The sequence below is a fragment of the Saccharothrix sp. genome, from assembly GCF_031180885.1.
Classification (GTDB): Bacteria; Actinomycetota; Actinomycetes; order Mycobacteriales; family Pseudonocardiaceae; genus Actinosynnema.
The window spans coordinates 138,471-164,046 of record NZ_JAPSLK010000012.1; the positions used below are offsets into that span (position 1 = coordinate 138,471).

27 protein-coding genes are annotated in these 25,576 nt (G+C 71.1%); 8 read left to right on the top strand and 19 right to left on the bottom strand.

The features are described 5' to 3' along the window. Positions 1–20 precede the first annotated feature (20 nt). From RIN75_RS17440 to RIN75_RS17450, 3 genes are all read right to left on the bottom strand, one after another. Positions 21–725: a TetR/AcrR family transcriptional regulator gene (locus RIN75_RS17440; protein WP_309113046.1), complete on the bottom strand. Its 705-nt coding sequence runs from the start codon at positions 723–725 to the stop codon at positions 21–23. A 169-nt stretch (positions 726–894) separates the two neighbouring features. After that, positions 895–1,578, bottom strand: a complete 684-nt coding sequence (locus tag RIN75_RS17445) for a hypothetical protein (RefSeq protein ID WP_309112989.1) — start codon at positions 1,576–1,578, stop codon at positions 895–897. Between the two features lie 42 nt (positions 1,579–1,620). Then, positions 1,621–2,277, bottom strand: a complete 657-nt coding sequence (locus tag RIN75_RS17450; protein WP_309112990.1) for a helix-turn-helix domain-containing protein — start codon at positions 2,275–2,277, stop codon at positions 1,621–1,623. Between the two features lie 39 nt (positions 2,278–2,316). Between RIN75_RS17450 and RIN75_RS17455 the strand changes: the two genes are divergently transcribed. After that, complete coding sequence (locus RIN75_RS17455; RefSeq protein WP_309112991.1) at positions 2,317–3,171, top strand: SGNH/GDSL hydrolase family protein; 855 nt, start codon at positions 2,317–2,319, stop codon at positions 3,169–3,171. Here RIN75_RS17455 and RIN75_RS17460 read toward each other — a convergent pair. Beyond that, positions 3,137–4,045, bottom strand: a complete 909-nt coding sequence (locus tag RIN75_RS17460; RefSeq protein WP_309112992.1) for an NAD(P)-dependent oxidoreductase — start codon at positions 4,043–4,045, stop codon at positions 3,137–3,139. The genes RIN75_RS17455 and RIN75_RS17460 overlap by 35 nt on opposite strands. Positions 4,046–4,211: 166 nt before the next feature. Between RIN75_RS17460 and RIN75_RS17465 the strand changes: the two genes are divergently transcribed. Next, positions 4,212–6,473 carry a UvrD-helicase domain-containing protein gene (locus RIN75_RS17465; protein WP_309112993.1) on the top strand — a complete coding sequence of 754 codons (2,262 nt, stop codon included), beginning with the start codon at positions 4,212–4,214 and terminating at the stop codon, positions 6,471–6,473. On the opposite strand, the gene crcB is transcribed toward RIN75_RS17465, so the two are convergent. From crcB to RIN75_RS17480, 3 genes are read right to left on the bottom strand one after another with little or no spacing between them, the layout of a single operon-like run. Further along, positions 6,449–6,805, bottom strand: a complete 357-nt coding sequence (gene crcB / locus RIN75_RS17470; protein WP_309112994.1) for a fluoride efflux transporter CrcB — start codon at positions 6,803–6,805, stop codon at positions 6,449–6,451. The two genes, RIN75_RS17465 and crcB, sit on opposite strands and share 25 nt — an antisense overlap. Beyond that, positions 6,802–7,239 (bottom strand): CrcB family protein, encoded by a 438-nt coding sequence (locus RIN75_RS17475; RefSeq protein ID WP_309112995.1) that lies wholly within the window; start codon positions 7,237–7,239, stop codon positions 6,802–6,804. Before RIN75_RS17475 ends, crcB begins: the two co-directional genes overlap by 4 nt. Next, positions 7,229–7,666 (bottom strand): MarR family winged helix-turn-helix transcriptional regulator, encoded by a 438-nt coding sequence (locus RIN75_RS17480; protein ID WP_309112996.1) that lies wholly within the window; start codon positions 7,664–7,666, stop codon positions 7,229–7,231. The genes RIN75_RS17475 and RIN75_RS17480 overlap by 11 nt, the downstream gene beginning before the upstream one ends. A 315-nt stretch (positions 7,667–7,981) precedes the next feature. Here RIN75_RS17480 and RIN75_RS17485 point away from each other — a divergent pair, with 315 nt between their 5' ends. Further along, positions 7,982–8,791 carry an SAM-dependent methyltransferase gene (locus tag RIN75_RS17485; protein WP_309112997.1) on the top strand — a complete coding sequence of 270 codons (810 nt, stop codon included), beginning with the start codon at positions 7,982–7,984 and terminating at the stop codon, positions 8,789–8,791. A 6-nt stretch (positions 8,792–8,797) separates the two neighbouring features. Then, complete coding sequence (locus RIN75_RS17490) at positions 8,798–10,831, top strand: diguanylate cyclase domain-containing protein (RefSeq protein ID WP_309112998.1); 2,034 nt, start codon at positions 8,798–8,800, stop codon at positions 10,829–10,831. Between the two features lie 6 nt (positions 10,832–10,837). Here RIN75_RS17490 and RIN75_RS17495 read toward each other — a convergent pair whose 3' ends face one another. The 5 genes from RIN75_RS17495 to RIN75_RS17515 form a co-directional block, all read right to left on the bottom strand. After that, positions 10,838–12,196: an NAD(P)(+) transhydrogenase (Re/Si-specific) subunit beta gene (locus tag RIN75_RS17495; RefSeq protein ID WP_309112999.1), complete on the bottom strand. Its 1,359-nt coding sequence runs from the start codon at positions 12,194–12,196 to the stop codon at positions 10,838–10,840. Next, a complete protein-coding gene (locus RIN75_RS17500; protein ID WP_309113000.1) occupies positions 12,193–12,468 on the bottom strand; it encodes an NAD(P) transhydrogenase subunit alpha in 276 nt (91 codons plus the stop codon). The genes RIN75_RS17495 and RIN75_RS17500 overlap by 4 nt, the downstream gene beginning before the upstream one ends. After that, positions 12,465–13,574 (bottom strand): NAD(P) transhydrogenase subunit alpha, encoded by a 1,110-nt coding sequence (locus RIN75_RS17505; protein ID WP_309113001.1) that lies wholly within the window; start codon positions 13,572–13,574, stop codon positions 12,465–12,467. Before RIN75_RS17505 ends, RIN75_RS17500 begins: the two co-directional genes overlap by 4 nt. 78 nt (positions 13,575–13,652) lie before the next feature. Next, the gene (locus tag RIN75_RS17510) at positions 13,653–14,804 is read right to left on the bottom strand and encodes a nitric oxide synthase oxygenase (protein WP_309113002.1); all 1,152 of its coding nucleotides are present in this window, start codon (positions 14,802–14,804) and stop codon (positions 13,653–13,655) included. Between the two features lie 201 nt (positions 14,805–15,005). Beyond that, complete coding sequence (locus RIN75_RS17515) at positions 15,006–16,124, bottom strand: FAD-dependent monooxygenase (protein ID WP_309113003.1); 1,119 nt, start codon at positions 16,122–16,124, stop codon at positions 15,006–15,008. Positions 16,125–16,181: 57 nt separating this feature from the next. Between RIN75_RS17515 and RIN75_RS17520 the strand changes: the two genes are divergently transcribed. Then, the gene (locus tag RIN75_RS17520; RefSeq protein WP_309113004.1) at positions 16,182–16,760 is read left to right on the top strand and encodes a TetR family transcriptional regulator; all 579 of its coding nucleotides are present in this window, start codon (positions 16,182–16,184) and stop codon (positions 16,758–16,760) included. A gap of 765 nt (positions 16,761–17,525) precedes the next feature. Here RIN75_RS17520 and RIN75_RS17525 read toward each other — a convergent pair. From RIN75_RS17525 to RIN75_RS17535, 3 genes are read right to left on the bottom strand one after another with little or no spacing between them, the layout of a single operon-like run. After that, positions 17,526–17,768, bottom strand: a complete 243-nt coding sequence (locus tag RIN75_RS17525; RefSeq protein ID WP_309113005.1) for a helix-turn-helix transcriptional regulator — start codon at positions 17,766–17,768, stop codon at positions 17,526–17,528. Continuing rightward, positions 17,765–18,619, bottom strand: a complete 855-nt coding sequence (locus RIN75_RS17530) for an ABC transporter permease (protein WP_309113006.1) — start codon at positions 18,617–18,619, stop codon at positions 17,765–17,767. Before RIN75_RS17530 ends, RIN75_RS17525 begins: the two co-directional genes overlap by 4 nt. Beyond that, positions 18,616–19,488, bottom strand: coding sequence for an ABC transporter ATP-binding protein (locus tag RIN75_RS17535; RefSeq protein ID WP_309113047.1), 873 nt, complete (start codon positions 19,486–19,488; stop codon positions 18,616–18,618). Before RIN75_RS17535 ends, RIN75_RS17530 begins: the two co-directional genes overlap by 4 nt. Before the next feature lie 184 nt (positions 19,489–19,672). Here RIN75_RS17535 and RIN75_RS17540 point away from each other — a divergent pair, with 184 nt between their 5' ends. Then, positions 19,673–20,872, top strand: a complete 1,200-nt coding sequence (locus tag RIN75_RS17540) for a cytochrome P450 (protein ID WP_309113007.1) — start codon at positions 19,673–19,675, stop codon at positions 20,870–20,872. Then, a complete protein-coding gene (locus tag RIN75_RS17545; protein WP_309113008.1) occupies positions 20,869–21,060 on the top strand; it encodes a ferredoxin in 192 nt (63 codons plus the stop codon). Before RIN75_RS17540 ends, RIN75_RS17545 begins: the two co-directional genes overlap by 4 nt. A gap of 82 nt (positions 21,061–21,142) precedes the next feature. Here the strand turns inward: RIN75_RS17545 and RIN75_RS17550 are convergent, their stop codons facing one another. The 3 genes from RIN75_RS17550 to RIN75_RS17560 are packed head-to-tail and all read right to left on the bottom strand — an operon-like array spanning position 21,143 to position 23,489. Continuing rightward, on the bottom strand, positions 21,143–22,987 hold the full coding sequence (locus RIN75_RS17550) for a glycosyltransferase (protein ID WP_309113009.1): 1,845 nt from the start codon (positions 22,985–22,987) through the stop codon (positions 21,143–21,145). Next, on the bottom strand, positions 22,984–23,112 hold the full coding sequence (locus RIN75_RS17555; RefSeq protein ID WP_309113010.1) for a hypothetical protein: 129 nt from the start codon (positions 23,110–23,112) through the stop codon (positions 22,984–22,986). The genes RIN75_RS17550 and RIN75_RS17555 overlap by 4 nt, the downstream gene beginning before the upstream one ends. Next, a complete protein-coding gene (locus tag RIN75_RS17560; RefSeq protein WP_309113011.1) occupies positions 23,064–23,489 on the bottom strand; it encodes a DUF6542 domain-containing protein in 426 nt (141 codons plus the stop codon). Before RIN75_RS17560 ends, RIN75_RS17555 begins: the two co-directional genes overlap by 49 nt. Positions 23,490–23,522: 33 nt before the next feature. Here RIN75_RS17560 and RIN75_RS17565 point away from each other — a divergent pair, with 33 nt between their 5' ends. Further along, positions 23,523–24,611 carry an LCP family protein gene (locus RIN75_RS17565; RefSeq protein ID WP_309113012.1) on the top strand — a complete coding sequence of 363 codons (1,089 nt, stop codon included), beginning with the start codon at positions 23,523–23,525 and terminating at the stop codon, positions 24,609–24,611. A gap of 22 nt (positions 24,612–24,633) precedes the next feature. On the opposite strand, the gene RIN75_RS17570 is transcribed toward RIN75_RS17565, so the two are convergent. Beyond that, positions 24,634–25,485, bottom strand: a complete 852-nt coding sequence (locus RIN75_RS17570) for an NAD(P)-binding domain-containing protein (RefSeq protein WP_309113013.1) — start codon at positions 25,483–25,485, stop codon at positions 24,634–24,636. Between the last annotated feature and the right edge of the window lie 91 nt (positions 25,486–25,576).

Sequence of the window (25,576 nt, forward strand, 5' to 3'; positions counted from 1 at the left end):
GGGCGGGACACCCGCGCCGGTCAGGCGGGGTCGAACACCCCCGCCAGCATGCGCATGATCACGCCGTCGGCGGTGCGGAGGACCACTGGGCGCTCGTCGGGCGCCACCCGCTCGGCGAGCTTGTACATGGCGTCCGCGGTCTGGGTCGCCATGCGGAACGTCAGCGCCACCGGCGCGTCGCCGCGCACGGTGAACCGGCCGGTGAACAGCTCGCGCAGCCGCTCGGCCATCAGCTCGTACTGGTCGACGCTGGCGTCGAGCCGGTGACCGTCGAACAGGTCGCTGAACCGCACCCGGCCGAAACCGGGCATTTCGACGAGCATCCGCAGGTAGACCGCGACCACCTGCTGCACCGCTTCCCGCCAGTTCGCGGACAGCCCGCCTTCGGTGAACAGGGTTTCCACCCGCGCCAGGTACTCCTCCATGCCGCGCAGCGCCAACGCGTGCACAACCGAACGCTTGTCCGGGAAGTATTGGTAGAACGAGCCAATTGGCACACCGGCCAGCTCGACGATCCGGGCGGTGGTGATGTCGTCGTAGTCGTACTGGTTCAGCAACTGGGCGCACGCGTCGACAATGGCGGTCACGGTCGCGGCGCCCCGCTGCTGCACAGGCTGACGGCGCATCACCTTGGCTAAGCGGTTTTCGGCGGGATTTTGCTGCACGCGGACATCTTGATGGATACGGACCGGTAATCCCAAACACAGGATTGGCGACAGCTTCATCACGGATCGTCGCACGTCTGCGCAGGACTGCGGACTGCCATGTGAGAAACGCTCATCTTGTAAGACAACCGGACCGAAAAGACCAGGTGCAAAGGCCGCGCACAGCGCAACAATTGGCTATGAAACGATTCCAGGCCGGGGATTCGCCGGTGCGCGCCCGGCACGCGCACTAGTCCGATCGCGGCCGCGAACTCGCCGGCACCGGTTCCGCGCCCGGCGCGCGCTGCTGCGGCAATGCGCGCCCGATCCCGGCGGCCGGCTCTTCTTTCCGTTCAGAACGCGGGCGCGGCGGCCTGGTGACATAGGGCCGCAGCAATCCGGCGACCACCAGCCCGGGCGCGATCAGCGGCACCACGGCCGACAACGCGACCGCCGTGGCCGCGGCCCGCGCCACGTCCTTGGGGATCAACGCGATCCGGTCCACCACGAACGCGCGCCGCCCCGGGATCGACGCCAGCCCCAGCACCGCCAGGAACACCCCGAGCGCCAGCAGCGCCCGGTGCACCGCGCCGTACCCGACGGACTCGGCCGCGGCCATCACCGCCAGCCACCCGCCCAGCGCGGGCAACTGCCGCCGGGTGGTCGTCATCGCCCACAGCAGCCCGCCGACCGGGGCCAGCCACCCGGTGCGGCCCGCGCACCACGCGCCGACCGCGTCGAGCCACCCCACCGGGACACCGGCCCACGCGAAGGGAACCCGCGCCACGTCCAGCGGGCTCGGCCCGCCGAACGGCTGCCCCACCACCCACGCCAGCGACCACACCGACACCACGACCGCGAGCCCGAGCTGCCACCGCGGCCGGTCGACCGCGCACCGGCTGAGCCGGACCAGTTCCCGGCGCTGCTCCTTCACCCCCTCCACCCTGCCGGGTCCACCACCCGCCGTGGTCGGGCTTCACCCGCGTGCCTCCGGTATCCCGCTCTCGGGTGCCCCGGCCCTCACCCGGCGTGCCGCAAACGCCGCGCCGATGTGCTGGAGGTCGCCCGGGTTGCCCGGATCGAGACCGGTCAGCGCCACGATCCGACGCGGCCGGTAGTCGACGGTGTTGGGGTGGACGTGCAGCAAAGCCGCAGTTCTGCGGCGATTGAGCCCTTCGGCGAGGTACAGCTCCAGCGTCGGCAGGAGATCCGGGTTGTCCTGCAAGGGGTCCAGCAGCGCGGACAGCAGCTCGCGGCGCGCCTCGCGCTCGTGGCCGACGATCGTCCGCCGCTCCTCGGCGTACGCGGTGGCCACCACCGACACCGCGATCTCCCGGTAGCGCAGCACGAGGTCCGTCGCGGCGAGCGCGTCGGCCAGGTCGTCGGGGCCGGCGTCGGCGAGCACCGCGTGCCACATCACCCGCAGGCCCATGCCGTACGCGGCGAGCACCGCGCCCAACGGCACACCCTCGGCAGCGAACCGGGCGACCAGGTCGCGCGCGATCACCCGGTGCGGTGTCAGCCGGGCGTGGATCGGCTGACCGTTGATGGTCAGGTTGTGACGGGGCCACAACAGCTCCTCGTCGAGTCTGCGTGAACTCCCAGTGTCCGGACGTGCTCCGGGCCACATCATGTCACCGGCACCACTTCCGACTACGGGAAGGAGGCGATCGTGCGCAGGCTGCTACCGGTGTTGCTGGCGGCGTTGTCGATCACCTGGACGGGCACGGCGGCGGCCGAGCCCGCGGAACTGGAGTACGTGGCGCTCGGCGACTCCGCCGCCGCCGGCCCCCTGATCCCCGACCACGAGCTGATGCACCCGGGCTGCATGCGCTCGACGCGCAACTGGCCGAGCGTCCTGGCCGCGAAGCTCGGCGCGACCGCGTTCCGGGACGTGAGCTGCTCCGGGGCGACCACCGACCACCTGGCCACGTCCCAGGCGACGTTCACCGGGCCCCAGCCGCCGCAGCTCGACGCCCTGACCCCGACCACCGACCTGGTCACCATCACCATCGGCGGCAACGACATCGGCCTGGTCCGCGTGGCGCTGGGGTGCATCAACGTGTTCCCCGAGCCGCTCGGGACGTCGTGCAAGGACCGGCTCACCGCCGGCGGCGACCAGATCGCGGCGAAGATCGACGCCTACGCGGCCGAGTTCGCCGCCGGCCTGGACGCGATCAGGGCGCGCGCGCCGCGGGCGGAGGTCGTGGTCGTCGGCTACGGCACCTACATCCGGCCCGGCGGCTGCCACCCGAAGGAACCGATCTGGGCGCGCGACGCCGACTACCTCCAGGCGTCGGTGCACCGGCTGAACACGGTGCTGGGCAAGGTGTCCGCCGACCGCGGTGCGACCTTTGTTGACATCGAGCCGCCGAGCGTGGGCCACGACGTGTGCGCGCCGATCACCGAGAAGTGGTTCGAGGGCCTGGTGCCGACCTCGGTCGCCGCTCCGCTCCACCCCAACGCGCGGGGCATGGCGGGCATCGGGTCGTTCATCGCCGGGTCGTTGGGCGCGAGCCGCGTGTGAGCGCTTCGTACACCTGGTAGACGCCGCTGTGGTCGTCGTCGCCGAGCCCGAGTGCGCACATCGCGGTGTACACCTGCTCGACGGCGGCGGTCACCGGCAGCGGCACGCCCGCCGCCCGGCCCGCCCCGGTGGCGAACCCGAGGTCCTTGAGCTGGTGCCGCGCCCGCCCGCCGGGCGTGAAGTCGTGCCGCAACCACTTGTCCCGCTTGACCTCCAGCGCGGTGCTGCCCGCGAGCCCGCCGCCCAGGACGTCCAGCAGCGCCTCGGGGTCCAGCCCTTCCGCGACGGCCAGCGCGAGCGCCTCGGAGATCCCGGTGAGCACGGTCGCCACGACGATCTGGTTGCACGCCTTGGCCAACTGGCCCGCGCCCAGCGGCCCCAGGTGCCGCACGGTGGTGCCCAGCACGTCGAAGTAGGGCTTGAGCCGCAGCACGTCCTCGGCGTGGCCGCCGACCATGATGCTCAGCGTGCCCGCCTCCGCGCCGACGTCCCCGCCGCTGACCGGCGCGTCCACCAGCCGCACGCCCAGGCCGTGCAGCCGCGCGCCGAGTTGCCGGACGCCTTCGGGCGAGTGCGTGCCCATCACGACCAGCAGCGGCCGTTCGACGTCGTTCTCCCGCCATCCCGCGAGCAGGCCGTCTTCGCGGTCCAGTACGGCTTCAACGTCCGGCAGGTCGGGCAGCACCGTGATCACCACCGGCAGCGCCGCTTCGGCGGGCGTGGCCGCCGCCGTGCCGCCGGCCGCGCGCACCTCGCCGTCCCGGCCGGGCGTGCGGTTCCAAACGGTGACCGGGAATCCGGCGCGGGCGAGGTTGCGGGCCATCGGCCGCCCCATCGCGCCGAGCCCGAGGACGGAGACGGGGTCGTGGCGCATGGTCACCCATCCTCGCGCGGACGCGGCTGACCCACCAACCGGGAGTCCCCGACACGTGAGCGCGGCGGCGAAACACCGTGTAGATTGGTCGTTCTGCGCGCGCAGAGAGATGTCAGGCGAAAAGCGGCACAGCCTGATAAAACACGCTATCCAGAAATGAGGCACGTTGTCAAGCCCCTCCGATGACCTCCGGCTCGCGGAAATCGAGTCGGAGCAGGAATACGTGTCGATGCTGTACGGAAGGCTGGACGACCTCCGCGAACTCAGCTCGAAGCGGCTCGCCGGCGCGCTTCGGGAAACCGGCGGAACGCACCAGATGCGCTCCGAGCGGGACACCTCGGTGGCCATGTACTCCGACCAGCTGGCGCAGTACAGCGCGGTCGAGAACGGGTTGTGCTTCGGCCGCCTGGACTTCCACGAGGGCGACCGCTTCTACATCGGCCGGATCGGCTTGTTCGACGAGGACAAGGAGTACGAGCCGCTGCTGATGGACTGGCGGGCCCCCGCCGCGCGGCCGTTCTACCTGGCCACCGCCGCCGCCCCGGACGGCGTCAAGCGGCGCCGCCACCTGCGCACCAAGCAGCGCAAGGTGGTCGGGTTCGACGACGAGGTCCTGGACATCAACTCCGTCGACCCGAACCGGCACGAGGGGCTGACCGGCGAGGCCACCCTGCTCGCGGCGGTCAACGCGAGCCGCACCGGGCAGATGGGCGACATCGTCGCCACCATCCAGGCCGAGCAGGACAAGATCATCCGGACCGAGCTGAACGGCGTCGTCGTCGTGCAGGGCGGTCCGGGCACCGGCAAGACCGCCGTGGCCCTGCACCGCGCCGCCTACCTGCTCTACACGCACCGCCGCCAGCTGGCCAAGCGCGGCGTGCTGGTGGTCGGCCCGAACTCCACGTTCCTGCGCTACATCGGGCAGGTGCTGCCGTCGCTGGGCGAGACCGGCGTGCTGCTGTCCACCGTGGGCGAGCTGTTCCCGAACCTGACCGCGACCGGCCGCGAGTCCGCCGAGGCCGCCGCCCTCAAGGGCCGCATCGAGATGGCGGAGGTCGTGGCGCACGCGGTCAAGGACCGGCAGGAAGCGCCCGCCCTGGTGGAGATCCCGTTCGAGCAGGACGTGCTCAAGCTGGACCGCCGGGCGATCACCGCCGCGCGCGGCCGGGCCCGCCGCACCCGCCGCCCGCACAACGAGGCGCGCCGGACGTTCCTTCGCGAGATCATCTCGACCCTGGCGTCCCAGGCCGTGTCCCGCCTCGGCCGGCACCTGCTGGACCAGGCCGACATCGACGACATCCGCCGCGAGTTGCGCGAGGACCCCGAGGTCCAGGCGGCGGTGGAACGCCTGTGGCCGACGCTGACCCCGCAGCGGCTCCTCGAAGACCTCTACGCCACCCCGCGCCTGCTGGCCAAGGCCACGCCCAAGCTGTCCGCCGAGGAACGCGCCCTGCTGGCCCGCCCGCGCGGGTCGGCGTGGACGCCCGCCGACGTGCCGCTGCTGGACGAGGCCGCCGAGCTGCTCGGCGAGGACGACACCGAGGCCAAGGCCCGCGCCGAGCGCCGGCGCCGGCAGGCGATCGACTACGCGCAGGGCGTGCTGGACATCCTCGACCTGGAGGACGACGCCGACCCCGAGATCCTGATGGCGACCGACCTGATGGACGCCTACCGGCTGGCCGAGCGGCACGGCGTGGAGCGCTACGAGACGGCGGCCGAGCGGGCGGCGGCGGACCGGACGTGGACGTTCGGGCACATCATCGTCGACGAGGCGCAGGAGCTGTCCGCGATGGCGTGGCGGACGCTGATGCGGCGCTGCCCCAGCAAGTCCATGACCGTCGTCGGCGACATCGCGCAGACCGGGGACATCGCGGGCGCGTCGTCGTGGCACGAGGTGCTCTCGCCGTACGTGATGGACCGCTGGAAGCTCACCGAGCTGACCGTGAACTACCGGACTCCCTCGGAGATCATGGCCGTCGCGGCGGACGTGCTGGCGGGCGTCGACCCGGACCTGGTGCCGCCGACGTCAGTGCGCGACAGCGGGCACCAGCCGTGGAGCCTCAAGGTGTCCGCCACCGCGGCGGCCCTGCCCGGTCTGGTCGCCGAGGAGGTCGACGCGATCGGGGACGGCAAGCTCGCCGTGATCGTGCCCGCCGCGCAGGTGGCCGACCTGCGCGCGGTCGTGCCGGGCGCGTCGGACGACCTCGACGCGCAGGTCGTGGTGCTCGGCGTGGTGGACGCGAAGGGCCTGGAGTTCGACTCGGTCCTGGTGGTCGACCCGGCGGGCATCCTGGCCGAGTCGCCGCGCGGCGCGAGCGACCTGTACGTGGCGCTGACCCGGGCCACGCAGCGGCTGGGCGTGGTGCACGAGGGCGAGCTGCCCGCCGTGCTGGACCGGCTGGCTCAGAGGTCGGCGAGCACCGTGTAGCCCAGGAGGGCCGCGCCCACGCCCGCCACGACGCTGACCGCCACGTTGGCGACGGCGTGGAAGTGGGCGCGGTTCTCCAGCAGCCGCACGGTCTCGTAGCCGAACGTGCTGTAGGTGGTGAGGCCGCCGCACAACCCGGTGCCCAGCAACGCCGCCGTCCCCGGCCCCACGGCCGCGCCCGCGAGGGCGCCCAGGACGAACGAGCCCACCACGTTCACGGTGAGCGTGCCCCACGGGAAGACGGTGTCGTGGCGGGACTGCACGAACCGGTCGACGAGGTAGCGCAGCGGGGCGCCGACCGCCGCGCCGAGGAACACCATCAGCGCCGTCACGCGACCGCCCTCCGGGTCAGCGCGACCGCCAGCGCGGTCGCGCCCACGGCGGCGACGAGCGTCAGCACCAGGTAAGCGAACGCTTCGAGCACCCCGCCGGGCACCAGGAGCTGCCGGAAGTCGTTGGTGTAAGTGGAGAACGTGGTGAACCCGCCCAGCACGCCGACACCGAGGAACGGCCGCGCCAGCGGGTGCGCCTGCCACCGCTCGGTGATCAGCACCATGAGCACGCCGATCAGCGCGCCGCCGACGACGTTGACCAGGAAGGTCCCCCACACGCCGGGAACCAGCAGCCCGACGCCGTAGCGCGCCAGTCCGCCGAGACCGCCGCCGAGGGCGATCACGGCCAGCACGCCGCCGTGCGTCCGGGCCAGTTCCTGCCGTTGCGCCGGGACGTGGAGGTCGACGTCCGGGTCGACGGGGTCAGTGGGCACGCAGGTGGTCTACCAGGTGGTCCAAAGCGGACAGCGCGCGCACCACGTCCGCCCGCTCCCCCGGCTCCAGCTTGTCCAGCGCGGACCCGATGCGCTTCTCGTGCGCGGCCTGCCAGACGGCCAGTTGCTCGTGCCCCTGCGGCGTCACCGACAGCCGCGCGACGCGCCGGTCGGTCGGGTCGCCGGCGCGGGACACCAGGCCGCTCTCGATGAGCTGGCCCACCAGCCCGCTGACCGTGTTGGGCGCGAGCCGCAGTTCGGCGGCGAGGTCGCCGACCCGCATGGGCGGGCGCTCGGCCAGCGTCTGGAGCAGCTCGACCTGGGCCATCGGCAGCGAGTCCCACGGCCACTCCGACCGGATGCTGGTGCGCAGCGCCCGCCGGAGCCTGGTGACCACGTCGGTGAGCGTGCGTGCCTCGTCTGACATGGGCGAATGGTACTGGGTTCAACTATGTCGGACACCGGACGAATCCCGGTCCGACGGGTGTCCGACACGGCCCGCGGAACGCGAAAACGCTGCGCCCACAAGGGATGTCGTCCGGGACGGCGACACCGGCCGGACACCGTCGTGGCCCGCACCCCGCGTCCACATCGCGGGATCACACGCAGGGTGATCCCGCACCGGCCCCGCGTACGCCGATCGGGGACAAGCGGGCGCGGGCTCTGCCGACAGTTGTCGCCCCCTTTGTACGCTTCCCCTCGCAAGGACCGGGGCAGGTCCCACCGAACACGGAGAGCTGGAGTGGCGCGGAACGCGAACTGGGTCCCGGACGACGTGGACCCGGGACTCCCCAGCGCCGCCCGCCTCAGCGACTACCTGCTCGGCGGCGGCCACAACTTCGCCGCCGACCGCGCGCTGGCCGAGGAGTTCCTGGTCGCCCAGCCCAACGGGCGCGCGATCGTCCGCCTCAACCGGGCGTTCCTGCGGCGTGCGGTGCTGCACCTGGTCGACCACGGCATCCGGCAGTTCCTCGACCTGGGCTCGGGCATCCCGACCGTGGGCAGCGTCCACGAGATCGCGCACCGGGCCGCGCCCGACGCCCACGTGGTCTACGTCGACTACGAGGACGTCGCCGTCGCGCACAGCCGGATGCTGCTGGAGCACGAGCCGCGGGCCACCGTCCTGCAGGAGGACGTGACCGACCCGCACACCGTGCTGGCCGCCGCGCGCCGCACCGGCCTGCTGGACTTCACCGCGCCGGTGGGCGTGCTGGCCGTCGGCGTGTTCCACTTCGTACCGCCGGAGCGCGACCCGGTCGGCGTGCTGGAGGTCTACCGGGACGCCCTGGCGCCGGGCAGCGCCCTCGCGCTGTCGCAGTTCACCTGGGATTTGCAGCCGGTGGAGATGGCGGGGGTCGTCGAGGTGATGAAGAAGAGCATGAACCCGGTGTTCCCGCGCACCCACGAGGAGATCACCGCGCTCTTCGCGGGCTTCGAGGTGGTGCCGCCGGGTGTCGTGCCGCCGCCGCTGTGGCGGCCGGAGGAGGAGATCGCCGGGCGGGACGACCCGGCGCAGGCGGGCATCTTCGCGGGAGTGGGCCACAAGCGGTGAGACCACGTGACGCCGCCGCGTAGCCCACAGCGGGAAGAACTCGCCCGGGAGTGGATGCGGGCCGTCTACCCGACGGCCTACGTGCCGCTGTCCCCGGCGGAGATCGAGCGGTTCCTGCGCGAGCTGGTGGACGTGATCGCCGATGCCGTGCAGGCGGACCCGTTCACCGTCGAGCCGGTCGCGGCGGTCGGCGAACGGCTCGTCAAGGCGCACTTCAACGGGCCGGACACGTTGCAGCGCACGGTGGAGGTGCTCGGCCGGACCCTGCTGTTCACGCCCGAGCTGGAGGACGTGCCGCAGCTGCCGGAGAAGGTCGTGGCGATCCTGGGCAGCCTCAGCACCAGCTTCGCCATCGCCATGCGGCTGGACGCGTTCGACCAGCAGGAGGAGATCAAGCGCGCGTTGATGGCGGCCAAGACCCGTGCCGAGCGGGCGGCCAAGGTCAACGAGAGCCGGTTCCGGGAGGTGTTCACCACCGCCGCGTTCGGCATCGCGATCACCGACCTGCGCGGGGTGTGCGTGCAGGCCAACGCCGCGCTCGGCGAGATGATCGGCGTGCCGCACGAGGACCTGCCCGGCCGCAAGCTCATCGGCGTGTTCCACCCGGACGACCGCGAGGCGCTGGCCGGCATGTACCGGGCCGTGGGCGCGGGCCGCGTCGACCGGTTCCGCGAGCAGCGCCGCCTGCTCGGCGAGGACGGCGACCCGGTGTGGGTGCACCTGGCGGTGTCGTTGCTGCGCGACGCCGACGGCGCGCCCGCCTACCACGTGACGATGGCCGAGGACGTCACCGAACTGCACCTGCTGCAGAAGAACCTCGACCACCAGCTCCTGCACGACTCGCTGACCGGCCTGTCCAACCGGCAGCGCTTCGCGACCCGGCTGGAGGCGATGCACAAGTCCGCCCCGGACGGCATCACCCTGTACCACTTGGACCTCGACGCCTTCTCCGTGGTGAACAACGGCCTGGGCCACCCCGCCGGCGACGACCTGCTGCGCGAGGTCGCCCGGCGGCTGAACAACGTGTTCTCCGGCGAGCAGGCCCTCGTGGCGAGGATCGGCGGCGACGAGTTCGCGATCGTGGTGGCCAACCGCCCCGAGACGCCCAAAGTCCCCCAGATGGTCGAACGCATCAACGCCGCTCTGGAAATCCCCCTGCCCAACGGCACCGCCTTAAGCGCAGGGATCGGCGTGGTGGATCGCCCTTCCCCGGGCTGGGCCACCTCGGAACTCCTGCGTGCCGCCAACGCCACCCTCCGCCGCGCGAAGGCGAAGGGCAAAGGCCAATGGCAGACCTACGACCGCCCCAAGGACACCGCTTCCCGCTCCTGGCTGGCCCGCGCGGCGAGAATGCCCGGCGCCCTCCGCGACACCGAACTGGAAGTCGAATTCCGCCCCATCGTCGACTTGACGACCCGAGCACCGGTCGGCCAACTCGCCAGACTCCGATGGGACGACCTCGAACACCGCGATTGCGTGAAGATGGCCGAAGCGAACGGCCTGTCGCTCAAATTGGGCCAATGGGCGCTCCAGGAAGCCGCCGAGCCCGCCGCCACCTGGTCGGCCGGCACCCTCCACTTCGAACTCTCACCGATGCAGTCCCGCGACGAAGACCTGGTCGCCACGGTGAAACGAGTGCTCGACGAGACCGGTTTACCAGGCGCTTCGCTGTGCCTCCACCTGGACACCCGCGCCATGCTCGACGAGGACGGCGACAACGCCGAGGTGCTCCGGGAAATGGGCATCTCGCTGGCGCTGTCGGGTTTCAACGGCGGCCAGGCGGAACTGTCGTTGCTGGGCGAGTTGCCGGTCGACGCGCTGGTGCTCGCCCCTTCGGTGGTCAGCCGCCTGGCGGTCGAAGAAGAGTCGCTGCCGCACAAAGCCATCGGGTTGATGGTGCGGACCATCCGGGCATCCGGTTACACGGTGTACGTGCCGGACGTCCCGACGACCGCTTTGGCGAACTGGTGGGCCGAAACCGGTGCCGACGCCGCTTTCGGCCCCTTCTCCGGCCCCCCACTCCCGGGCTACGACCTCTGACCGCGGTCACAGCGCCTTGACGGCGGTGAGCAGTTTGGTCAACGACTCCTTGGCGTCACCGAACAGCAACGTCGTCTTCGGGTTGTAGAGCAGCTCGTTGTCCACGCCCGCGAACCCGGGCCGCATCGACCGCTTCATGAACACGACCGACTTGGCCTTGTCCACGTCGAAGATCGGCATCCCGTAGATCGGGCTCGACGGCTCGTCCCGCGCCCCCGGGTTGACCACGTCGTTGGCCCCGACCACCAGGACCACGTCCACGCTCCCCATCCCGGGGTTGACGTCGTCCAACTCCTTCAACTGCTCGTAAGGCACGTCCGCCTCCGCGAGCAGCACGTTCATGTGCCCCGGCATCCGCCCCGCGACCGGGTGGATGCCGTAGTTCACCGAGATCCCGCGCGACTCCAGCAACTGCGCCAACTCCCGCGCCGCGTGCTGGGCCTGCGCGACCGCCAACCCGTACCCCGGCACCACCAGCACGGAGTGCGCGTACCCGAGCAGGATGGCGACGTCCTCGACCGTGCCCGCTCGAACGGTGCGCTGCTCCCCACCACCGGCACTCGGTGGCGCGGCTTTGAAAGCGCCGAACAGGATGTTCGTGAGCGGCCTGCCCATCGCCTGCGCCATGAGCCGGGTCAGGATGGTGCCGGACGCGCCGACCAGGGTGCCCGCCACGATCAACAACGTGTTGCCCAGGACGTAACCGGACGCGGCGACGGCCAAGCCGGTGAAGGCGTTCAGCAGGGAGATCGCGATTGGGACGTCCGCACCGCCCACCGGCAGCACGAACAGCACACCCAGCGCCAAGCCCGCCAACGCCAGCAGCACCAGCAGCGCGCTCGAATCGGTGAACAGCACGGCCAGCGCCAGCAGCCCGCTGACCGCCGCCACCGCGATGCTGATCACCTGGCCGGCGGGCAGCAGCACCGGCCGGGTCGTCATGATCTCCTGCAACTTCAGGAAGGTCACCACGCTGCCGGAGAAGCTGACCGATCCGATGAGGACGGTCAACACCGTGGCCACGTCGAACAGCACGCCGCCGTCGGCGACCTCCAGAAACTCGGTCAGCGCCACCAGGGCCGCCGCCGCGCCGCCCACGCCGTTGAACAGCGCCACCATCTGCGGGATGGCGGTCATCTTCACCTGGCGGGCCGCCGGGATGCCCACGGCGGTGCCGGCGGCCACCGCGACCAGGATGAGCACGAGGTTGTGCGACACCGAGAAGAACGCCGTCACCACGGCCAGTGCCATGCCCGCCGCGCCGACGAGGTTGCCGGCGCGGGCGTACCGGGGCGTGCTGAGGCCCTTGAGCGCCAGGATGAAGCACAGGGCGGCGGCCAGGTAGGCGAGCTGGACCCAGTTCATCGCTTGTGCCCCTTGAACATCTCCAGCATCCGGTCGGTGACCACGAAGCCGCCGACCACGTTCACCGTGGCCAGGAAGACCGCCAGCAGGCCGAGCACCAGCTCGATCCCGCCCTCGGCCTGGCCGGTGATCAGGATCGCGCCGACGAGGATCACGCCGTGGATGGCGTTGGCGCCGGACATCAGCGGGGTGTGCAGGATCGTGGAGACCTTCGAGACCACCTCGAAGCCCACGAACACGGCCAGCACGAAGATCGTCAGCAGGTCGATCACAGCAGCTCCCTGGTGGGCGCGTGCCGGACCTCGCCGGCGTGGGTCAGGCACGCTCCGCCCAACACCTCGTCGTCCAGGTCGGGGACGACCCGGCCGTCCTCGGTCATCAAGCCGAGGAAGTTGGCGACGTTGCGCGCGTACAGGCGGCTGGCGTGCACCGGCATGGTGCTGGGCAGGTTGCGGACCCCGTGCACGAGGACCTCGCCGACCCACACGTCCTCGCCCGGCTTGGAACCGACGACGTTGCCGCCCGACTCGGCGGCCAAATCGACCACCACCGACCCGGGGGTCATGGCCTTGAGCATGTCGGTGGTGACCAGGACGGGCGCCTTGCGGCCGGGGATGGCGGCGGTGGAGATGACCACGTCGCTCTGCGCGACGCGTTCGGCGATGAGTTCGCGCTGGCGTTCCAGGAACTGCTCGGACTGCGCCGAGGCGTACACGCCGTCCTGGGACTCCAGGTCCAGCTCCAGGAACTTCGCGCCCAGGCTGCGCACCTCCTCGGCGGCGGCCCGGCGGACGTCGTAGGCCTCGACCACGGCGCCCAGCCGGCGGGACGTGGCGATCGCCTGCAACCCGGCCACGCCCGCGCCCAGCACGAGGACCTTGGCGGGCGGGACGGTGCCCGCGGCGGTGGTGAACATCGGCAGGAAGCGCGGCAGGTGCTGCGCGGCCACCAGGACCGCGCGGTAACCCGCCACCAGGGCCTGGGAGGACAGCGCGTCGGCGCCCTGCGCCCGGGTCACGCGCGGCAGCAGGTCGAGGCTGAACGCGGTGACCCCGCGCTCGGCCAGCACCCGCACCAGGTCCAGCTCGGCGGACGGTTGGAGGAAGCTGACGGTGATGTCGCCCTCGCGCAGCTTTCGCGCCTGCTCGACGTCGAGCGGCTGCACGGAGACCACGACCTCGGTGGTCCCCGCGGGGTGGTCGGGGACGATCTCGGCGCCGGCCGACCGGTAGGACTCGTCCGAGGCGTGCGCGTGCACGCCCGCCCCGGACTGCACGTCCACCGCGAGACCGGCGCCGATCAGCGTGGTCACCGTTTCCGGTAGACCGGCTACGCGGCGCTCAGCGGGCCGCGACTCCGCGGGGATGCCCACTCTCACGGAGAGTCACACTAGGCGATCAAAGGTGATCCACACCACATCCACGGTTGACTTTAACCGGACGGGCGTACTGGCGTGCTAGTGGATGACCGGGCACACGCCCTTCGTGTCGCCGGGGAAGAAGTTGGGCACCAGCTCGTTCTTGTCGTAGTACCGGTGGAACACGCTGGTGATCCCGCTCGACATGGGCGGCACGATCCACGTCCAGTCCGCCGGGCAGCTGCGGCCCGCCGCCTCCTCCTTCTTCAGGTGCGTGAGGAACCGGTCGGACTCGGTGTGGTGGTCGGTGATGGTCACGCCCGCCTCGGCGAACGAGTGCAGCACCGCGCGGTTCAGCTCGACCAGGACCCGGTCCCGCCACAGGGTCTGCACCCTCGAGGTGTCCAGGCCCATCCGCTTGCCCAGGTAGGGCAGCAGGTCGTAGCGGTCGGTGTCGGCGAAGTTGCGGGCGCCGATCTCCGTGCCCATGTACCAGCCGTTGAAGGGGGCGGCCGGGTAGTCGACGCCGCCGATGCGCAGGCGCATGTTGCTGATGGCGGGGACGGCGTGCCAGCGCAGTCCCAGGTTGGCCAGCCACGGGTACTCGGGGTGGCTGATCGGGACCTCCATGACGGCGTCCCGGGGCAGTTCCAGCAGGTACGGCTCGGCGTCCTCGCGCTCCACGACCAGCGGCAGCACGTCGAACGGGCCGCGCTCGGCCGGCGGGCGCCAGCCCATGCCGATGACGTGGTCGGTGAGGTCGGCGTTGCGGCGGTCGCCGAGGACACCGCCGTCCGGGCCCCGGTAGCCGGCGTAGCGGACCAGCTGCTCGTTGCGGATGCGCGGACCGGGCTGGCCGGGCTCGTCGGGGGCGAACACGGTGATCACCGGTCGGACCTTGCCGCCGTTGGTGGCGAGCTTGAGGTGCTCGACGCACTCGTCGGCGACCTCCTTGGGGTCGCGCAGGTCGCGCAGGTCGCGGACCTTGAGGCTGTGCCAGTACAGCCGGCCGATGCAGCGGGCGCTGTTGCGCCAGGCGACGCGCGCGCCGAAGGCCAGCTCGGCGGCCGTGTGGCGGTAGGTGCCGGTCGCGGCGACCTCGGCGTGGACCTCGGCCAGGCGGTGCTCGACCGGGCCCTCCTCGGGGTGCTCGGAGCGGTGCAGGCGGATGAAGTCGTCGGCCTCGGCGAGGTCGACGGTGGTGGCGCGCAGGGGGATGGCTTCAGTCGGACACGAGGGGACGGGGGCCATGGCGCGACACCGTAGTTGCACTTTCGTGGTCGGTGCACCGCCGTGCCGGTCACCCGGGGGTCGGCACGGCCGGCGATCAGTGCCGCACGGTGAGTGCTTGATCCGGCGGAAGAGTGAGGAATCCTGCGAAAACGAGTGATATTGGATCGTTACCCGCTCGACTCGCGGCGGTGACCAGTGATTTGCATCACGGTCCATTTTTCACCTATCGGGTGACAGCTCCGGTGCCCGCCAAGCGGTGAAGGTCGACATGCCCCGGACGGCCGCGCTTGACGGCAGCGCGCGCAGGACGGTGTTGCGCGCGGCGATGGCCGCCGGGTTGCGCAGCCGGTGCCCGAACCGGCCGGCCAGGCGCGACATCCGGGCCACCGCCAGACCGCGCGGCCGTCGTTCGCGGTCGTAGTGGGCCAGCGCCTCGGCCACCGTCCCGAACCGGGCCAGGGCGGCGGCCAGCACCACGCCGTCCTCGATCGCCATACAAGCCCCTTGTCCCAGGTAGGGCGTCATCGCATGGGCGGCGTCACCGAGCAGCGCCACGCGCCCCTTGGCGTAGGAGGGCGGCTGCTCCCGCAACTCGTGGATGTCGTGGCGCAGAACGGCGTCCGCCGGGGTGGCGTCGAGAAGATCCCCGATCGGCCGGTGCCAGTCCCCCACCAGCCGCCGCACCTCACCGAGCTCGCCGTCCGGATCGGCCTCTCCGCCCTCGACCACTCCCCTTTCCGGCGCGACGGTGGCGGCGTACCAGTAGACCCGGTCGTCCCCCAACGGCAGGATGCCGAACTCCGTCCCCGCCCCCAGCGTCTGGTTGACCTCCAGGTCACGCGCGAACGGCACGCTCGTCACGCTCCGCCACGCCGTAGCCCCCGCGTAGACCGGTCGGGGCAGCCCCGGGAACAGCACCTCCCGCACCCGACTCCAAATCCCGTCCGCCCCCACCACCAGATCCGCATCAAGATCATCCACAGCCGTGACCTCGGTATCGGTCACCAAACACCGCTCCGGCAACGCCCTCCGCAACACCCGGTGCAAGTCGGCCCGATGCACCGCGACGACATGCTCCCCCGCCGCAACCCGAACCAACGCCCGCCCCCGCCAGTCCCGCACACCACCACCCACCCGCCCCGTCCCGATCCGCCGAACCTCGTCCGCCAGCCCCAACACCCCCAGCGCCCGCATCGCGTTCGGCATCACCCCGATCCCCGCTCCCACCTCCCCGAACGAAGCCGCCCGCTCCAACACCACGACCTCCCACCCCACCGCCCGCAACGCCACCGCGGCCGAAACCCCACCCAGCCCGCCCCCCACGACCACCGCACGCATCCCGAGACTCCCTTCTACACCTGTAGAAGCTACTCTACATCGGTAGAAGGAGGCCCCTTGTCCGACCGCTTGACCCAGATCGCAGACGCAGCCGTCCACGTGGTGGCCACCAGGGGCATGCGAGGCCTGACCCACCGCGCCGTGGACGCGCAGGCGGGCCTCCCCCAGGGCTCGACCTCCGCCTACTTCCGCACCCGCAAGGCACTCATCGAGGCCCTGGTCCGCCGCCTGGCCGAACAGGACACCGCCGAGGTGACCGACTTGGTGGACGTGACCGACCTGGACGCCCTCGCGAAGGGTTCAGCGCAGGTACTCGACAGCTGGATGACCACGGGCCGCGAACGCACCCTGGCCCGCTACGCCTGCCTACTGGAGGCAACCCACCACCCAGAACTACGAACAATCCTCACCCACGGCGCTCAATCCAGAGACATGGCACGCACAATGCTCGAACGAGCAGGCGTGCCGGACGCGGAACGCCAAGGCCGAACCCTGGTCGCCTTCATAGACGGCCTCCTGTTCGACCGCCTGGTAGGAGCCGGCGCCCTCAACGCCCCGCAACCAGGCACACCAGAATCCATCACAGACCTGACCACCGCCATCCGCACCGCCCTACGCGCCATCTTCGGCCACTAGCCCCTTCTTTCGGCGCGCAGCCCCTGCTTTTCGACGCGCAGCGCCCGCTTTTCGACCCGCAGCGCCCGCTTTTCGGCGCGCAGCGCCGTCGGGCAGTGCCGCCGGGGCACACACCTCAACCCGGGCTTCTTGCTTGTGTCATCCCCGTATGGCCCGCCCGAAGGGCTACCACAGATTTCCCGGGTGCAGCCAAAAAGTTTTGCGAGGAACGAGCAAAAGTTTTTAGCGGCACCCGGGAAATCTGTGGTCGGCTTTGCCGGGCCATGCGGGGATGACACAAGCAAGAAGCCCCCGCTCTTGCAGTTGTGTCATCCTTGGCGGCTCGCCCGCCGGCGAGGCTCTTTTAATCTTTAAAATTGCGCTTCCCCGCTCAAGTCCACGCTTCGCGGGGCTGAACGCAACGCGCTCCGCGCTGCTGGAGGAGGAACGCGCTTCGCGCTCTTGAACCGCGCTGACGCGCTCTCAAGCTGAACGCGCTGACGCGCTCTCAAGATCAAAGCGGGCCTGGAGGCCCCCGGGGGTGGAAGGGCCGTCGGTTCGTCCCCGCACGGCCTGCCGGAGGCAACCACGCTTCGGTCCTTTCCGCAACCGGTAAAGCGTGGTTGCGGAAAGGACCGAACCGTGGTTGGGCTGCGCTCAGGCCGTACGGGGAACTAACCGAGGCCCTTGCTGTGGCTTGGCAAGCCCGAGCAAAAGCAGCGCCTGCGGCGCAAAAGCAGCCGCAGGCGCGGCGGAAAGCCCGCCGCGCCCGGCCGACAGGCCGTCCTAAGCGGATCGTTCGCTGCCGCTGCCCAACCTCGGGAACGGGTCGGTCGAGAACACGACCTCCACCGGCACCTCAAAATACTGCGCAATCCGCAGCGCGAGGTAAAGGCTGGGACTGTACTCCCCGCGCTCCAAGTACCCCACCGTCTGGTAATGGATACCCAAAGCCTCGGAGAGCTGCCGGCGGGAGACGCCGCGTTCCGCCCGCAGCATCGCGATCCGGTTGTAGACGGTCTCGCTCACCCCATGCCCCTCTGCAACGCCGCTTGTCGGCGCTGCTCCATGTCGGCACCCGACTCGCGGCGGGCCATCCGTCGCAGGATCGTAGGCGCGAGTGCGAACCCGACGACCGCCCACACCCCCAGGACGCCCACCATCTCGAACGTCCGCCACGAACCGCCGATCTCGGTGGCCGCCGCCGCGTCCGGCAGGAGAGCCGACCGAGCCCCCAAGCCGACCCAGTACACCGGGAACACCTGCCCCAAGCCCTGCAACCAGCCGGGCAGCGCCTGGATCGGGTAGAAGACGCCCGAGATCGCCACCACGCCCATCATCGGCAGCATCGTGAAGCCCATGGCCCCCTGCGGGCTCTTGGCGAGCGACCCGGCGATCGCGCCCCACGGCAGGGTCGCGGCCAGTCCCAGCAACAACACAGGCAGCACCGCCAGCCAACCCAGGAAGCCGGCATCCGTCAGGTTCGGAATCAGGATCAACGCCGGGAGGATGCCGACCACCAACCCGAAGAAGATGTCAAGGGACGTCTGCGTCACCCGACCGACCACGTACCCGACCATCCCGTTGGGCACGGCCTTGGCCCGCAGCAGAGTCCCGTCCTCGCGGTTGAGCGACAACTGCCCGGCCGGCCCCACCAAACCACCGAACGCGACCGACGCGCCGATCATGCTCGGCAGCGACAACGCGGCCAACGACAGCGTGGTGCCCTCGATCTTCGAGTCCTTCTGGAAGAACAGGACCAGGGTGTAGGCGATGGCGATGAACAGGTTGAACACCTGGTCCGAGCTGCCCAGCGAGTGCCGGAACTCCGTCCAGCCGCGCTGGAAGCCCAACCCCACCGCGTGCCTCGTCGCGTTCACAGGGCCGCCACCTCCTGGCCGGTCATCTGGCCGCTCTCGAACCGCTGCACCAGTTCCAGGTACGTGTCCTCCAACGTGCTGCGCCGCACCTCCAGCTCCGAGATCCCGTTGGGGTGCTGCCCCAGCAGGGTGCGCACGAACGCGGTGGCGTCGTCGGTGGCGTGGACGTGCCGGGTGCCGTCCTGCGTCCAGCGCACCTCGGACTGGCCCTCGACCTGCCGGCTGAGCTGGTCGGGGCTCCCGTCGGCGATGATCTTCCCGCCCGCCAGCACCAGGATGCGGTCGGCGAGCTTCTCCGCCTCGGCCAGGTCGTGCGTGGTGAGCAGGATCGTCATGCCCTCCAGGTCGGACAGCCGGTGGACCAGGTCGTGGAAGTCCCGCCGGGCGTGCGGGTCGAAGCCCGCGGTCGGCTCGTCGAGGAACAGCAGTTCCGGTTTGCCGACGATGCCGATCGCCACGTCCAGCCGGCGCCGCTGGCCGCCCGACAACTTGCCGCTCTTCTTGTGCGCGTGCTCTTCGAGCCCGACGGTCTTGATCAGCTCGTCGGTGTCGAACGGCCGCGTGCGCTCGGGTGTGCCGTAAGGCTCGTAGTACCTGCCCAAGTGGTCCAGCAGTTCGCGGACCTTCCACCGCGCGTGGTCGCGCCACGACTGGAGCACCACGCCCAGCTTCGCGCGCCACAGCTCGTCGCCCTTGGCCGGGTCGACGCCCAGCACCCGGACGTGGCCCGCGGAGGGCATCCGGAAGCCCTCCAGGATCTCGATCGTCGTGGTCTTGCCCGCCCCGTTCGGCCCGAGCAGGGCGACCACCTCGCCCCGCTCGGCCGTGAAGTCCACCCCGTGCAGCACGTCCGCGGTGCCGTAGCGCATCCGCAGGCCCCGCACTTCGATGACCAAGCCCGTCACCTCCCCCTGTCGAAGTCCTCGGGCAGTTTGTAGCACACCTACTACATCTCGTACTAGCTCGCTTCACTTACGGCTTATTTACTTCACGGGTTCGTGAACCTTCTGTAGCTTGAAAAACAGGTCCCTGACGCACTGGGAGGTGTGCGAGATGACCGAAACGCTGTACCCCGAACTGCCCACCACGCGCAGCTCGGCCTTCGATCCGCCCGCGGCACTGGGGGTGTTGCGCGAGACGGAGCCGATCTCCAGGATGTCCTTCCCGGACGGCCACCTGGGTTGGCTCGTGACCACGCACGCGCTCGCGCGCGAGGTGTTGGCGGACGTCCGGTTCAGCAACCGGGCCGAACTCCAGCACTCGCCGATCCGCGCGGGCGGCAAGCCGATCCCGCCGCAGCCGCCGGCCAAGCCCGGCTTGTTCATCAGCATGGACGGCCAGGACCACGCCAAGTACCGGCGGCTGCTGACCGGCCAGTTCACCGTCCGGCGGATGAACCAGCTGATCCCCCGGATCGAGGCCATCGTGCGCGACCACCTGGCCGACGTGCGGGCGCAGGGCCCGGGTGTCGACCTCGTGGAGACGTTCGCGCTGCCGGTGCCGTCGATGGTGATCTGCGAACTGCTGGGCGTGCCCTACGACGAGCGCGAGTCGTTCCAGCGGGACACGAAGACCTCGTTCACCCTGAGCCAGGACTTCGAGGAGATCCAGGCGGCGTTCGACCGGATCGAGGACTTCGTCGCCGACCTGGTCCGGCGCAAGCACGACGAGCCGGGCGACGACATGCTCACCGGCCTGGTCGAGACCGGCGAGCTGACCGACGAGGAAGTCACCAACATGGGGCTCCTCCTGCTGATCGCCGGCCACGAGACGACGGCGAACATGCTGGGCATCGGCACGCTCACCCTGCTCGACCACCCGGACCAGCTGGAGGCGCTGAAGGACGACCCGTCCTTGATCGACAACACGGTCGAGGAGCTGATGCGGTACCTGTCGATCGTCCAGTTCGGCGCGACCCGCGTCGCGCTGGAGGACGTGGAACTGGGCGGTGTCACCATCGCGGCCGGGGAAGCGGTCAGCATCTCCATCCCGGCCGCGAACCGCGACCCCGCCAAATTCGACCGGCCGGAGGACTTCGACATCCGCCGGCCTGCCACCGGGCACGTCGCGTTCGGGCACGGTGTCCACCAGTGCCTCGGTCAGCAGTTGGCGCGCATCGAGATGCGGGTGGGCTTCACCGAGCTGTTCCGCGAGTTCCCGGACCTGCGCCTGGCGGTGCCGGTGGAGGAGGTGCCGATGCGGGACGACATGGCCATCTACGGCGTGCACAAGCTGCCGGTGGCGTTCTCATGAGGGTCGAGGTGGACCCGGACCGCTGCGCCGGTTCGGGCATGTGCGCCCTGACCGACCCGGCGGTCTTCGACCAGTCCGACGAGGACGGCACCGTGGTCCTGCTGGACCCGACCGCCGCCGGTCACGAACGGGAGGCCCGTGAGGCCGCCCACCTGTGCCCGGCGGGCGCCATCAAGGTGATCGAGTAGCAACACGAGCCCGGGCCGCCAGACGATGGCGGCCCGGGCTCGCCTCGCCGTCGGGAGGCGAAGGCCGCCGAGCCGACGACCGCTATCGGGCGGCGACCTCGGCCAAGCCGCTGCGGCCCACGGACTGCCACCGCACCGGCGTCCCGTGCAAGGCCGTCACCAGCGACTTCACCACCACCAGGTACGTCAACTGCCGATAGGCCAACTGCTGCAACGGGAACGTCCACAACGGCCGCAACGACTCCCCGTCCAACCGCAGCGCGTACCCCGCGCTCACCGTCTGCATGAGCAGGAACAGCGCCCAGACCACCAACGCCCAAGGCGCGTCCGCGATGAAGGCCCCGTAGACCACGTACACGTCCAACGCCGGCGCGAGCAACGGCAGCACCACGTGGAACAGCAACAGGTACGCCAGCCCCAGCCGGCCCATCCGCCCCCGCGCCGCCCGGTGCTTCCACATCGACTGGAACGTGCCGTAGGACCACCGGTACCGCTGCCGGTACAGCCCCCGCACCCCGGTCGGCACCTCGGTCCACGCCCGCGCCCCCGGCTCGTACACCACCCGCCACCCCGCCCGGGTGATCGCCATCGTCACGTCGGTGTCCTCGGCCAGCGTCTCCGCGCTGATCCCGCCGACCTGCGCCAACGCGTCCCGCCGGAACGCGCCGATCGCGCCGGGGATCGTCGGCAGGCAGCCCAGCGCGTTGAGGATCTGCCGGTCCAGGTTCGACCCCGCGCAGTACTCCAGGTGCTGCCACCGCCCGAACACCCCGCCCCGGTTGGCGACCTTCACGTTCCCGGACACCGCGCCCACGCCCGGCAGGCCCAGCGGCCGGACGACCTTGCTCACCGTGTCCGGCTCGAACACCGTGTCGCCGTCGACCAGCACCAGGGCGTCGTACCGGGCCGCGGCGATGCCCGCGTTCAGCGCGGCCGGCTTGCCCGCGTTGGCCTGGCGGAGCACCCGCACGCCCGGCAGTCCCAGGTCCTCCACCAGCGCGGCGGTGCCGTCGGTCGACCCGTCGTCGACCACCACCACCTCGACCGGGGCCGGGTGCTTCGACGTGGCGATCGAGGTCACGGCGGCCACGATGTTCGCGGACTCGTTGTACGCGGGCACGACCACCGACACCGGCGGCGCGTGGTCCACGTCCACCACCGCGTCGAGCCGCCGCAGCCGCCGCGAAGTGTGCGCCAGGCCCAACTGCATGACGGTCCGCAGCAACGCCAGCACCGCGACGATCGCACTCAACACGCCCAGCACGACCACGACGGTCCCGCCGTGCCGCTGGGCGAGCGCCAGCGCGTGCCCGGTCACCCGCTGCCCGAACCCGGCCTCGACCACCCCGCGCCCGGTCACCGAGTCCAGCCCCGCGAACCGGTGCCCGGGGTACCGGTCGGCCAGCAGGTCCACCACGCCGGGGGCGCTGCTGGTGATGTGCAACCGGATCACCCGACCGACGTCCGTGGCCGCCAGGATCGCTTCGGGATCGCGCACCGAGACGTCGACGGTCTCCGGGTCCGCCTCCGAAGATCCACTGTGGACCGGGGCCACCGCCGCCAGCGCCGCCCGGCTGAAAGCGCCGTCCAGCGAGGAATCCGGACCGGCGCGGAACGTCCCGACGCCGACCTCGTGGCCCTCGTCCACCATGCGCCGCACCACGTCCGGGTGCCGGTTGACCGCCGAACCGACCACGAAGAACGTGGCCCGCACCTTCCGGGCCGCCAACCGGTCCAGCAGCCGGGGCGTGTAGCGCGGGTCGGGACCGCCGTGGAAGACCAGCACGACCGTCCCGGGCGGCACCGGCTCGGCCGGCACGGGCACCCGCGGCGACGTCGGCGGCACCGCCGTCGCGTACGCGTGGAAGCTCAACGCCCCCAACAACAACGCCAACCCCACCAGCAGCGAGACCCAGTGCGATCTCACTGCCCCACCACAGTGGCGAGGATCACCAGCGCCAACCCCAGCAACGACGCCGCCACCGCGACGCCGACCACGCCCATCAGTCCCCGACGTCTGCCCGTCTCGTCGACGAAGACCTGCTTTGCCACCACGTTCCCCCCACACGAACCACCGCGACGACGACGCCCGCCGCCACCGCGACCGCCATCGACGGGAACGCCCGCACCACCAGCGGCGCGGACGAGATCACCAACTCCCGCAACGACTTCCCACCCAGAGCGGCGCCGCCCACCACGAGCGCCGCGCACAGCACCGGCGGCGCGGGGACGACCGTCCACAGCCCCACCGGCCGCACGACGGCGGCCGCCACCACGGCACCGACCACCAGGAAGACGCCGAAGAGCCACCCGGGTTGCTCCCCGTCCACCCAGGTGCCGATGCCGGCGAACACCCCGGCCACCGCGAGCGCGGCGAGGCTCGGCAGGTGTGAGATCCGGTCAACCACCGCGCGCCCCCAGCGTCTCAACGGCCATAGGCTACGCGACGGGGGGTGTGGTTGGTGCGGGAGTTCTCACTGGTCGTGGCGCGGATCGCGTGGATCGCGCTGGCGGTGGCGGTGCTAACCGGGTCCGGACTGGCCTGGACCACTTATCACGACCTGGACACCGGTCTGCGCCGGTCGCGGGCCATCCCGGCGGACGCCCCGCGCTCCGCCGACGGGCTGAACGTGCTGCTGATCGGCTTGACCACGCGGCGGGACCTGGACGGCAACCCGCCGCCGGACGACGTGCTGGAGAAGCTGCACGCGGGCGACGTCGACCGGGGCGGCTACAACGCGAACACGTTGATGCTGGTGCACATCCCGAACGACGGCTCGCCCGCCACGGCGATGTCCGTGCCCCGCGACAACTACGCCGTGCTGCACGGGGTGGCGGGCACACCCCGGGAGAAGATCAAGGAGGCCTACGGGCGGGCCAAGGAGGACGAGGAGCGCCGGCTGGTCGCCGAGGGCGGGCACGACCCGGCGGAGCTGGAGTGGCTGGGCCGCGAGGCCGGGCGAAGGGCGCAGGTCGAGACGGTGCGGGAGTTCCTGGGCGTGCCGGTGGACGCGTTCGCCGAGCTGAGCCTGACCGGCTTCTACCACCTGGCGGAGGCGCTGCACGGCGTGGACGTGTGCCTGAACGCGGCGACGGCGGACCGCGAGTTCTCCGGGGCCGACTTCCCGGCGGGCCGGCAGCGGCTGGACGCGGCGCAGGCGCTGGCGTTCGTGCGGCAGCGGCACGGCCTGCGCCACGGCGACCTGGACCGGACCCGGCGGCAGCAGGCGTTCCTCAAGTCCGTGCTGGTCCGGGTCCGCGAGCAGGGCCTGGCCGCGCTGGGGCCGGTGGTGGACGTGGCCAAGCGCAACGTCGTGCTGTCCGAGGGCTGGGACGTGCTCGACGTGGCCCGGCGGGTCACCGGCGTCCGGTTCACCACCCTGCCGATCACCGGCACGCCGGAGGCGGACGGCCGGGAGGCGATGCACACCGCCGTGGGCATCACCCTGGGTCGCCTGACCGCGTCCAAACCCTCCACCACCGCGCCGAAACCCACGACGACCAGTCCCTCTCCGCCACCGTCGGCCGACGGCATCCCCTGTGTGGATTGACGAACGCAGCCCGCCGGGGCGGTCACCCCTTCCTGAGCACTTCGATCACGGCGGCGTAGTCCGAACCGCCGTGCCCGGCCGCGACGGCCCGCTCGATGAGGCTCTTCACGTGCTCCAGCAGCGTGGTGTCGACGCCGCGGTCCTTCGTCGCGTGGATCAGGTGGTCGGCGGCGGCGATCTGCATGTCCAGCCGTGCTTCCCGACTGGTGAAGTCGCCGCTGTCCACCTGCTCCGCCATGGCGGGCAGGAACGACGCCACGGTGCCGACCATCCCTTGCGCCATGGGCAGGAATGCCTTCACCGGCACGCCTTCGCGGTCCACCAGCGCGGTCGCGGTGAGGTAGCCGGTCAAGACGGAGTACATGATCGTCAGCAGGGCGGTGTCGAACAGCGCCGCGAACCCCGTGTCCTCGCCGACGAAGGTCGCCGTGCCCAGGGCTTGGAGGGTGCTCTCGTGCTGCGCGTACAAGTCCGCCGGGCCGGAGTAGAGGATCATGGCCGCGGGGGTGCCGACGGCGGGCGGGGTGGTCATGATGCCGCCGTCGAGGTAGCGCCCACCGCGTCGCTCGACCTCGGCGGCCATCTCGCGGGCCTGGTCCGGGGTGCCGGTGGTGAGGTTGACGACGAGCTTGCCGGCGAGGTCCGCGGGCAGGGTTTCCTCGACGGCGGGGTAGTCGAGCACGCACGCCACGACCACCGGACTGGCTTCGACGGCCTCCGCTGCCGTCCGCGCCCGGGTGGTGCCTTCGGGGCCCGGTCGGTCCGATCGCGTCCACACCGTCGTGGGGTGGCCGGCGCGCTGGAATGCGGTCGCGAGTGCCGTGCCCATCAGGCCCAAGCCGAGCACGGTCACGTTTTCTCGTTCGTTGGTCACGACTTCATCGTCGGCGCGGGCGCATACACTGATCAAGTACGCACAAAATGGTGGCCACTCACCTTTGTGTAACCAGGGGGGCGGTTCGGCG

What these genes read in the sequence shown, in the direction of transcription:
- RIN75_RS17540 (WP_309113007.1), top strand. Translation starts at nt 19,673, where the DNA reads ATGACCGAAACGCTGTACCCCGAACTGCCCACCACGCGCAGCTCGGCC.
- RIN75_RS17545 (WP_309113008.1), top strand. Translation starts at nt 20,869, where the DNA reads ATGAGGGTCGAGGTGGACCCGGACCGCTGCGCCGGTTCGGGCATGTGC.
- RIN75_RS17515 (WP_309113003.1), bottom strand. Translation starts at nt 16,124, where the DNA reads ATGCGTGCGGTGGTCGTGGGGGGCGGGCTGGGTGGGGTTTCGGCCGCG.
- RIN75_RS17450 (WP_309112990.1), bottom strand. Translation starts at nt 2,277, where the DNA reads ATGATGTGGCCCGGAGCACGTCCGGACACTGGGAGTTCACGCAGACTC.
- RIN75_RS17495 (WP_309112999.1), bottom strand. Translation starts at nt 12,196, where the DNA reads ATGAACTGGGTCCAGCTCGCCTACCTGGCCGCCGCCCTGTGCTTCATC.
- RIN75_RS17440 (WP_309113046.1), bottom strand. Translation starts at nt 725, where the DNA reads ATGAAGCTGTCGCCAATCCTGTGTTTGGGATTACCGGTCCGTATCCAT.
- RIN75_RS17480 (WP_309112996.1), bottom strand. Translation starts at nt 7,666, where the DNA reads ATGTCAGACGAGGCACGCACGCTCACCGACGTGGTCACCAGGCTCCGG.
- RIN75_RS17535 (WP_309113047.1), bottom strand. Translation starts at nt 19,488, where the DNA reads ATGCGCTACGGCACCGCGGACGTGCTGCACGGGGTGGACTTCACGGCC.
- RIN75_RS17460 (WP_309112992.1), bottom strand. Translation starts at nt 4,045, where the DNA reads ATGCGCCACGACCCCGTCTCCGTCCTCGGGCTCGGCGCGATGGGGCGG.
- RIN75_RS17510 (WP_309113002.1), bottom strand. Translation starts at nt 14,804, where the DNA reads ATGGCCCCCGTCCCCTCGTGTCCGACTGAAGCCATCCCCCTGCGCGCC.